The organism is Adhaeribacter aerolatus (assembly GCF_007991635.1).
Taxonomy (GTDB): Bacteria; Bacteroidota; Bacteroidia; order Cytophagales; family Hymenobacteraceae; genus Adhaeribacter; species Adhaeribacter aerolatus.
Window position 1 is genome coordinate 19,537 of sequence record NZ_BJYS01000060.1, and the last position, 10,110, is coordinate 29,646.

At 40.7% G+C, this 10,110-nt stretch carries 8 protein-coding genes; 1 reads left to right on the forward strand and 7 read right to left on the reverse strand.

What is annotated here, in order from left to right; genetic code table 11:
* Window positions 1-198 precede the first annotated feature (198 nt).
* Window positions 199-1,548, forward strand: a complete 1,350-nt coding sequence (gene purB, locus AAE02nite_RS25460; RefSeq protein ID WP_146905448.1) for an adenylosuccinate lyase — start codon at window positions 199-201, stop codon at window positions 1,546-1,548.
* A gap of 130 nt (window positions 1,549-1,678) precedes the next feature.
* On the opposite strand, the gene AAE02nite_RS25465 is transcribed toward purB, so the two are convergent.
* The 7 genes from AAE02nite_RS25465 to AAE02nite_RS25495 all read right to left on the reverse strand — a co-directional run bounded on the left by AAE02nite_RS25465 (window position 1,679) and on the right by AAE02nite_RS25495 (window position 9,860).
* Complete coding sequence (locus AAE02nite_RS25465) at window positions 1,679-3,172, reverse strand: DNRLRE domain-containing protein (RefSeq protein ID WP_146905452.1); 1,494 nt, start codon at window positions 3,170-3,172, stop codon at window positions 1,679-1,681.
* A gap of 22 nt (window positions 3,173-3,194) precedes the next feature.
* Window positions 3,195-4,331 carry a glycosyltransferase family 4 protein gene (locus AAE02nite_RS25470; RefSeq protein ID WP_146905455.1) on the reverse strand — a complete coding sequence of 379 codons (1,137 nt, stop codon included), beginning with the start codon at window positions 4,329-4,331 and terminating at the stop codon, window positions 3,195-3,197.
* Between the two features lie 136 nt (window positions 4,332-4,467).
* Entirely contained in the window at window positions 4,468-5,439 is a 972-nt protein-coding gene (locus AAE02nite_RS25475; protein WP_146905458.1) for a glycosyltransferase family 2 protein, read from the reverse strand.
* Between the two features lie 5 nt (window positions 5,440-5,444).
* A complete protein-coding gene (locus AAE02nite_RS25480) occupies window positions 5,445-5,987 on the reverse strand; it encodes a DUF4199 domain-containing protein (protein ID WP_146905461.1) in 543 nt (180 codons plus the stop codon).
* A gap of 26 nt (window positions 5,988-6,013) precedes the next feature.
* Window positions 6,014-6,523 (reverse strand): DUF4199 domain-containing protein, encoded by a 510-nt coding sequence (locus AAE02nite_RS25485; RefSeq protein WP_146905464.1) that lies wholly within the window; start codon window positions 6,521-6,523, stop codon window positions 6,014-6,016.
* Window positions 6,524-6,559: 36 nt separating this feature from the next.
* Window positions 6,560-7,831: a dihydroorotase gene (locus AAE02nite_RS25490; protein WP_146905468.1), complete on the reverse strand. Its 1,272-nt coding sequence runs from the start codon at window positions 7,829-7,831 to the stop codon at window positions 6,560-6,562.
* A 1-nt stretch (window position 7,832) separates the two neighbouring features.
* Window positions 7,833-9,860, reverse strand: coding sequence for a BatA domain-containing protein (locus tag AAE02nite_RS25495; protein ID WP_146905471.1), 2,028 nt, complete (start codon window positions 9,858-9,860; stop codon window positions 7,833-7,835).
* Window positions 9,861-10,110: the final 250 nt, after the last annotated feature.

Consider the following 10,110-nt stretch of genomic DNA (forward strand, 5'->3'; position numbering starts at 1 on the left):
TAAAAACACTATCCGCCCGATATTCTGTTCAAACAACTACGTATTTCGCGTAAAATTTGCTACGACACATTAGCAAATACAGTGCCTTTCTTTTAAACTTCGGGCTGAGGCTGCCATTTGGTGCCTGTACCAAAGCCAGCCTGATGCTTATTTATTTCTTTATAATTACTAATTTTGATTTTTAATAAAATACCCGCTATGGATTTAAATACACTCACGGCCATTTCTCCGGTTGATGGCCGCTACCGGCATCAGTTAAAAGAATTAGCGCCCTATTTTTCGGAGTTTGGCCTGATTCACTACCGGGTCCGGATCGAGATTGAATATTTTATATCGCTTTGCCAGTTGCCTTTGCCGCAGTTACAAGATATTCGGCATACCTATTTTACCGAACTGCAATCTATCTACCTGAACTTTAGCCAGCAGGACGCCTTGTATATAAAAGAGCTGGAAAAAACCACCAACCACGACGTAAAGGCAGTTGAATATTTTATTAAAGAAAAATTTGCCGGCCTGCACTTAGAAGCCTACAAAGAATTTATCCATTTCGGGCTTACCTCCCAGGACATTAATAATACGGCTATCCCCTTGTCGTTGAAAGAAGCCGCTCAGGAAATAATTATTCCGGGTTACGAAGCTTTGCTGCAAAGAGTAAAAGCCATGGCGAAGGAGTGGGCGCAGGTGCCTATGCTGGCCCGCACCCACGGCCAGCCCGCCTCGCCTACCCGCCTGGGTAAAGAACTGCAGGTTTTTGCCGAACGCCTGGAAGCCCAGTTGGCTTTACTCAACCAGGTACCTTACTCCGCTAAATTTGGCGGCGCTACCGGTAATTTTAATGCGCATTACGTGGCTTATCCGGCAACGGATTGGAATGCCTTTGGAAAGCAGTTTGTAGAAGAAACACTGGGCTTAAAACGGAGCGTTTATACCACCCAAATTGAACACTACGACAACCTGGCTGCTTTTTTTGACGGTCTGAAACGGTTGAACACCATTCTGATTGATTTCTCCCGCGACATCTGGCAGTATATTTCGCTGGGTTACTTTAAACAGAAAATTAAAGCCGGCGAAATCGGTTCTTCGGCCATGCCCCACAAAGTAAACCCCATCGACTTTGAAAATGCTGAAGGAAACCTGGGTTACGCCAATGCCATCTTCGAGTTTTTGGCGGCTAAATTACCTATTTCAAGGCTGCAGCGCGACTTAACCGACTCAACCGTATTGCGCAACCTGGGCGTACCGCTGGCGCATAGTTTACTCGCCTTAAAATCGTTGCAGAAAGGAATTGGCAAGCTGGAGCTAAACCAGCAGGCGCTGGAACAGGATTTAGAAAACAACTGGGCGGTGGTAGCCGAAGGCATTCAAACGGTATTACGCCGCGAAGGCTATCCGCAGCCTTACGAAGCCCTGAAAGAATTAACCCGTACCAACGATAAAATTACGGCCCAAACCATTGCTACTTTTATCCATACACTTGCGGTAAGTGATTCGGTTAGAGAGGAACTAAAGGCCATTTCGCCTTTTAGTTATACCGGCATAAAGTTTTAACTTTTACTTACATTAATATTACCCCTAAAGAGCATTTATTCAGTGCTCTTTTTCTTTTTACTCAATTCAACCGCAAGCAGTCTAATAATAGTGGCAGTAAATTGTTAATTTTTAATCGATGTTTGTTTTGTTATTTTATCTTTTCTAACCATCCAGTTAGTACTCTCTTATCTGCAGAATGTGTTAATTTATAATAATATACCCCATCAGGTGAGTTTGTTCCTGTCCAATCATTTTCATAATTATTTGACCTATAAATTAGCTGACCCCATCTATTAAATAATTCCAATTTCCATTCCTTAGAATCGACTCCCTGGATGAAAAAAGTATCATTAAAACCATCATTATTAGGCGTAATAACATTAGGAACTTTTAAACAGATCTTCACATTAAAGCTTAATATAAAATTGCATGCCCCTTCTCTTAATTTAACTGTATATACACCAGATTTACTTACATTAAATGTGGACTTTGTTGTTCCATCTTGCCATTCATAATGAGTCGCATTAGTAAAACCGGCATCCAAAACCAAACTATTATTTCCGCATATTTCCTTATCTATACTCAGATCTTCTTTCTCTTCATAATTTATTTTGATAGAGTCTCGCTTAACACAAAAACCATTAAAAACTTCTACCCAATAAGTTCCTTTTTCATTAACTAAAAGAGATGAAGTAGTTGCACCAGTGTTCCATTTATAGGACAATCCAGGATTTGACAATTGCAATAATAATGTTGTACCCTTGCATAAAGTAGTATCTTTACCTAAGTTAATGGTAGGTATAAATCTGTTAATAACCAATATTGTGTCACTCAACCAGGTGTTATTAATTAAAACATTAACCCAATATTTGCCAGGATCTGATACTTTAATACTTTGAGTAGTAGCCCCGGTATTCCATAAATATTTTTGTTTTCCGCTACCAGCATCTAACAATACTGATTGATCGGAACATAAATTAATGTCTGGGCCTAAAGTGAATGAGCTATTGTAAACTATTTCTAATTTAGGGTGCAGCGCAGAATTCATATTATCGCTCGAAGCAAATAAGAGGCATCTGTATAGCTCTTCCGTTTCCAGTCGTAACATAAAGCCAAAATTATTCTGAGGTTGATTAATCATATCCTGGATTAACCGTGTAACGTCTACATTTATATAATTCTGAACATTACTTGTACTGGCATGAAGAACAACTTGATTTACAGTTGTTGTTGCAGGCTGATTATTCCAAGTTACTGAGTTCTCAACCCAAGCTGAGGTTATTCTTTGCAGCAAAGACCTATTTGAACCTGTTAAACTTGAGCTTAATTGTCGGTTTGAAGAAGTTGGATTTCCATACAAAGACAACTTAGCACTTAGGATATTACTCCCTACCGGGATGGCTGCTAAGTCGAATTGAATGAGGCTTCTGTTAATTAGATTTTCACCACCATTTGTCCAAGCGTTTGCTATAAAATCATCAGAATTACCATTATTAGTGTTAGGAATTCTACTATCTATAACAGCATCTTTACCATTAATACCATTCGGTTTTAATAGTACGGTAACCTGAGCCATTATATTAAAAGGAAGAATGAAAAATAAAAATGCCCCAACTAAAATTAAGTTTTTGGGTAATTTCATCAAATTGTTAAATGAATGAATGTTAATTGTTTTTTTTAAGTCTTAATATTAGTTGTGCCAGAGTGCTCCAGGAAAATTTCTTTTTAATTTCAGCTATATTGTTTGAGAACTTTTCTTCTAGCCCTAAATTATAAAATTTAAATATTGCATCTGCAATTGCATCTTTTGACACCTCAGTTACAAAACCAACCTCATTGTCAGGCACTAGCTCAGGCAATCCACCAACATTAGTAACAATCATAGGTTTGTTAAACTGATAAGCAATCTGTGTTACTCCGCTCTGGGTAGCAGTTTTATAAGGCTGAACCACGGCATCTACAGCACAAAAATAATCCGCTACATCTTTATCTGAAATATAGAATGGTTTTAAAATAACTCTCTCAGTTAACGCCAGATCAACTATTAATTTCAAATATTTTTCTTGATTACTATAAAATTCGCCTGCGATGATTAGATTTAATTCAATACTTTTTAATCGCTCGTCAGCCATTGCTTCCAGCAAAATATCTAAGCCTTTATATTCCCTTATTAAGCCAAAAAATAAGATATATTTGCCTTTAGAAGATAGTTTAAGATTTGTACGGGCTTCTTCCTTTGTCTTTTGACTGCCAAAAACATCAAAAACAGGATGCAAATGAAACCACTTTGGTTTGGTGGGTTCAAATTTATTCAAGTCCTGAAGTACAGTATTAGACATATAGATAAAACCATCCATCTGGCTGAAGAAAAAGGAGGTAAGCAGGTTATCACCCAGCCTTTTTTCATGCGGTTTCACATTATCGGTTAGTGCATAAAGCGCAGATTGTTTATTACCCCGAATAATTCGCGCCATAGTACCAAAAGATAGCGCGAAAAAAGGCATCCAATAACGGAAAATTATTACATCGTACTTAGCATTTTTAATTTCAAAACCGGCTTTTATCCAATGCAGTGGATTTAAAGTATTAATCAGTTTCCTGATCCGTATATTTTGCGGCGGTGGGTCGGAGGACAACTGGGTCTTACCCGGAAAAATAAATTCCGGATATTGAAGGGTAAAAGTAATTAAATCAACATGATGACCGGCATTCTGCAGTTCAAGCGCCAGGCGTTCGTTAAAGGTAGCAATACCACCCCGATATGGATACGCTGGCCCAATTATAGCAATTTTTTGTATCATTTAAATACCATTCCTACGCGATTATAGTTAATTGTAGCATATTCTCGTAAAAGCTTCGGCCAGTCGCTCGTTATAGGTAGCCAAACCACCGCGCAACGGGTAAGCCGGACCAATAATTACTACTTTTGCCATGCTGCTACAATCCCACCTGGTCGCGGACCAGGTAATCGTTCCGGCGGGCACCTGCTAAAGATACCATTTCGGCCAGGAAGCCGGCCAGGAATAACTGCACACCAATAATTAAAGCTACCAGTGCCAGGAAGAATAAAGGTTGATCTACCACGTTCCGTACGCGCTGGTGCAGAAAGAAAGAGTAATAAACCTTTTCGCCTATGAGCCAGAGTGTAATTAAAAAACCAGCCAGGAATGATAGCGTACCCATGGTACCAAAAAAGTGCATGGGCCGTTTCTTAAACCGCGAAACGAAGGTAATCGATAATAAGTCGAGAAAGCCGTACACAAAACGCTCTAACCCGAACTTGGTGGTGCCGTATTTACGTTCCTGGTGCTGAACTACTTTTTCGCCGATTTTGCCGAAGCCATTCCACTTGGCTATTACCGGAATATAACGGTGCATTTCGCCGTACACCTCAATGCTTTTAACCACGCGCTGGTCGTAAGCTTTTAAACCGCAGTTAAAATCGTGCAGGTTAATGTGCGATATTTTACGGGTAACGGCATTAAATAATTTGGTCGGAATGGTTTTGGAAAGCGGGTCATATCGCTTCTTTTTCCAGCCCGAAATTAAATCGAAACCTTCGTATTTTATCAGTTGGTATAAATCCGGAATTTCATCGGGTGAGTCCTGCAAATCGGCATCCATGGTAATAACCACTTCGCCGCTGCATTCCTGGAAACCCACGTTCAGGGCGGCCGACTTACCGTAGTTGCGGTTAAACCGAATGCCTTTAATATTGCCGTTGATGATGGCTAGTTCCTGAATAACTTTCCAGGAAGTGTCGGTACTGCCGTCATCCACTAAAATTATTTCGTAAGTATAGCCGTTTTCCTGCATTACCCGGCTTATCCACTGGGTTAATTCCGGCAACGATTCGGCTTCATTTAATAAAGGAATTACAACCGAAATATTAAGGGTATGGTTAATCATGTAAGTTATTCAAATTCCGGCCGGGTTCTTTTGGTAAAGGCCGAAACAATCAGGGATAAAACAAACCCGCCTATCAGGCCGCTGAATAAACCGCCCGTTAATTGTTTAGAAGCAGTATTCTCTTCTTCCATTTTAGCAATTGCTTCTTCCATTTTGTCTTCCGGAAAATTCATTTTTTCCAACATCTGGATTTGTAACTCACTCATCTTTTCCAGGATAGTTGGGTCCACAAACTTAATGTATAAGAACGAAATGGTACCGCTGATTAATCCGGCAATAATTGACATAACAATACCACTAATTAAGCCTTGACCGTAAGACATGTAGCCGCCATTGTTGTTTTTATACTCCCGGTGGGTAAGTACAATACCGGTTATCGAAACAAGAAGCCCCACTACCATGCCTAACCAGATATTGCCAAAATTTTCGGTCAGGAAAATAACAACGCTTACCAAACCCGAAATAAGCCCAAAAATAATCCCGTATTTCAGAGAGATAGGGAACCAGGGAGCTTTAGGCTGCGCTACTGTTAAGTCATTATCGTTCATTTTTATGCTGGTTATAGGTTAGAGATTTATTTCCGGAAATAAACGGCTGCCACTATAGAGATAAGGAACCCGGTAAATAATTTCTTCATGAAATCATCTGCAGCCAGGCTGTAAGGCGTTGTTTTATTTAGCTGCTCCAAAGTTTGTTTGTAATTAGCCTCGCCTATCAGCTTAATGGTTTCGGTTTTAGTAGTCTCCAGTATCATTTTCATTTCCCCAATGTGCCGCTGAATGGCCTCTATACCCGCAAATACCGAAAAAATATACAAAAACATGGCCGAAGCCAGCGCGGCGTAAAAAGTTATGGCTAAAGCTACCCGTAAAGCCTTTAAAAATCCTAAATTCTGGTCGTCGTACTTCTTAAAATAGGAGCATCCCATGAATATAAAAGCCGGCATGGCCACCAAACTAAACAAACTGGTTTGTCCGTACGGATTTTCACCGGCCAGATAAATAACTAAAGTAACTGCGAAACTTACCAAGGCACATAAAACGCCGTACCTGATGCCGGTTCGCACTACTGCCTGATCGAACATTAATGCGTAATTTTAATTTATTTATACGAATATAGGCTAATATTCCGGATTCGGCACCAGATTGTTTTTGTGCAGAATTCCATAAACCTGGCCTCTTAATTCGGTACCGTAAAACGGACTATTATCTGATTTGGATGCTGTTGTTCCTTTTTGCGGTATCCATTTCTTGGCTGGGTTGAATAAAGTTAAATTAGCCGGCTCGCCCTCTTTTATATCGGGTAAAGGTAAATTTAATATTTGGCGGGGTGCGATGGTAAATTTCTGAATAATTTCTTCCAGACTCATCTGCTGGTATAAATAAGTATTAGCCACCGCAAAAGCCGTTTCGAGGTTTATTATCCCAAATTCCGCCAAATCAAATTCCAGCTTTTTCGATTCGGTGTCCTGCGGTTTATGGGCCGATACCAAGGCATCGATGGTACCGTCCTGCAAGCCTTGTATCAGCGCTGCTTTATCGGCCTGGGAGCGGAAAGGTGGGTCTACTTTATAATTGGTATCAAAATCGATGATATCTTCGTCGGTAAAAGCTACCTGATAGCTGGCAATATCGCACGTTACGGCCAGGCCTTTAGCTTTCGCCTGCCGCACGCATTCTACCGACCCCGCACTGGATAATAAAGAAAAGTGCAGCTTACCGCCCGCGTATTCTAAAAGTTGCAAATCACGGGCGACCATTACTTCTTCGGCCAGGGCGGGTATTCCTTTCAAACCCAAACGGGTACTCACCACGCCTTCGTGCATCAACCCTAATTGGCTCAAGTACTTGTCGCGGGGCCGCTGCATAACCAGCCCATTAAAATATTGCACGTAATGCAAAGCTTTCACCAGCACATCAGCCTGCTGAATAGTAGCTTCCCCATCGGTAAAGGCAACAGCGCCGGCCCGGTTTAAATCAATCATTTCGGTCAGGTCTTTGCCCTGCACATCTACCGTAACCGCTCCGGCTGCATGCAAGGTAACCGGCAAACTAATGGCCTGTTGCTGCACATAACCTATTGCATTTTTAGTCTGAACTACCGGCTGCAAATCCGGCATCAGCAAAATTTCGGTAAAGCCGCCTTTGGCCGCCGCCTGGGCCGCGGTTCCGAAGTCTTCTTTGTACTCCAGGCCCGGCTCCCCCACCCAGGTACGCATATCCAGCCAACCTATGGAGACGCACAAGCCTTCTTCTGCCACTACCTGCTCCGCCGACTTTTCTTCGGGACCGATATAGGCAATGCGGCCGTTTTCTATTAAAAGATTGGTAATTTGGTTGTGATAGCTGGATGCCGGATGAACAATTTGGATTCCTTTAAGCAGAATAGTCATGTTACATGAACCTGATTAACAGGATTTCGGTTAGTGCAAAAATTAAGCACAATATTAGGCAATATTTCCATAGTTGTGTGCCTAAGTTATCCTGCGCAACCAAATTTTTTATTCCTATCTCGTCCGAAGCATCTAATACCTTAATATTTTTAGCATCACCTACCATATTCTTCAGGTCGGTTAAGCTGTAAGTATCTAACTCCGATTCTTTTTTATTGTAATTAAGTGCTACGGTAGTCAGGTCAGTGTTGCCCACCTGCAATTTGTAAAATCCTGCCTCGTTCAGGTCATCCGGTACTACTAAATTAGCCACCCCATCTTTTACTTGCTGCTCCGGAATAAAAGCCAAACTATCTCTTACCAGTTTAATTACTTCTTTAGAATTATTATTCGAAACCGGATATTGAATAACAGCGCCACCCAGCGTATAAGCTACTTCTTGTTTTTGCTTGTAGCTTTGCATGGCCATTTTATACATAATGGGTACAAAAATAGCATGGTTCGGGAAATCAGTAAATTCTTCTTGCAGGGGGGTAGAGAAGAGATATACCTTGCCGGTTCCTTTTCTAAATTCAGATAAAAAATTGCCGCCATTCCGGTACTTTAAAATATCGGCCGAGGATCGGTTCCAGCTTAAAACGGGGGCAGCCCCCGGCATTTTCATTTTTGTGGCGTTGGCTTCAAATATATTCGTAAAAAAAGGATTATTTACGTCCAACGCGGCTAACTCAACCGGCACCGGCGCGGTTGTACCAGCAATTGGTTGATACCTGATATTATTTAAACCAAGCCTCTGAAAGAAAGTAGCGTAAGAATTAGCATTTCCGGTATTAGCCGGAATAAAGGCTACATTGCCGCCGCCTCTCACATATTCTTCTAAATTCTCGGCAAAGGCGGGGGTAAGCTGGGTTACAGCATTTAAAATTACTAAGTCTGTTTCCTTTAGCAAGGTATAGTTAAATTGCTGCGGCGAAACAACCTGGTATTTGAAAAGCGGCTCGTTGGTAAATACCCGGGTAGTGGGCGCATTCCGGTTTTCGGCTACATCCACTACATTAATTTGGGCCGAAGCCTGCAACGTAAAATAATAGGTGTTGTCAAAATCTATCGGGTAATCTTGCAGCACAATTCTACAAGGTTTTAAAGCGGTATCGGTTAAACGGTAAACCAAATCTACGGTTTTGGTTTGTTTAGCCGGTATAGATACACTTAGCGCCGACACCTGCTGTTCACCGATAAAGAACTTAACATTACTACCTTCCACATTATCGGTCCCGCTATTCCTTATTCTGACTCTGATTTTATTATTAGCATTCAGCCTGACAAATTCATCTTCTAGATAAATGCTATCTACAAAAGCATTATAGGTAGCATTTCCTTTTAAATGCACCAGGTAATAATCGTTAGGAGCTTGCGCCAAATCAGCAATGTAATTTAGATGAAAGGTATTCCGTTGAAAATCAGAATAGATAAAAGCATTATAAGGCTTCGGAGTTCCCACCGAAAACCCGGCAAGGAGCGCCGGAAAGTTTTTGGTATTGGCCGATAACTTCAAATCCGCTAAATAATTTTTAGCTTTTATCGCAGTGTAATCGGTATAGCTATTGGTCCGTCGGAAATTATCCTGAATATTTATCCGGTTAGAGGCTGATAAGTTGCTCAGGATTCGTTGGCTATGGCTAACTGCTTGATCCAATAAGTTTCTATTTGCCTCCTTCGACTCATTTTGCATACTAAGCGAATTATCGATGTATATCTTATAGTCTCGGGCATTGTCAATGGTGGAATTAGCTGGCAAATACGGCTGGGCAAACACCAGTACCAGAAAGATGATAAAGCTTATGCGGGCAAGTAATATAAGTAGTTGCTTCAGGCGGCGGTGCTTGGAAGTAATATTTTTAACCTCCTTTATAAAGGAAACATTGGTAAATAATACTCTCTTCGCTCTCCTCAGCTCTACTAAATGCAGAATAATTGGAATGGCTATAGCTGAAAGCGCATATAAAAATAAAGGAGCTACAAAATTCATGAACAGGAAGAAGTTGGTTTTTTGACAGGACCTTTATCCTGAAACGATATAATAAATAAATATTGTGAATTAACCTACTCTGATACAGGTAAAATGAGAAATTTCTCTCTTCATTCATTTAATTATATACCTTAGATCGGTTTTAACCTAACCAACATTAAATGTTTATAGGTTAATTCCGAAATAAATAGAGAGACGAAATAAAAGGAAGGTAACTTTTTAGGATTAGCAGTTTCCCACTTCTTTTCAG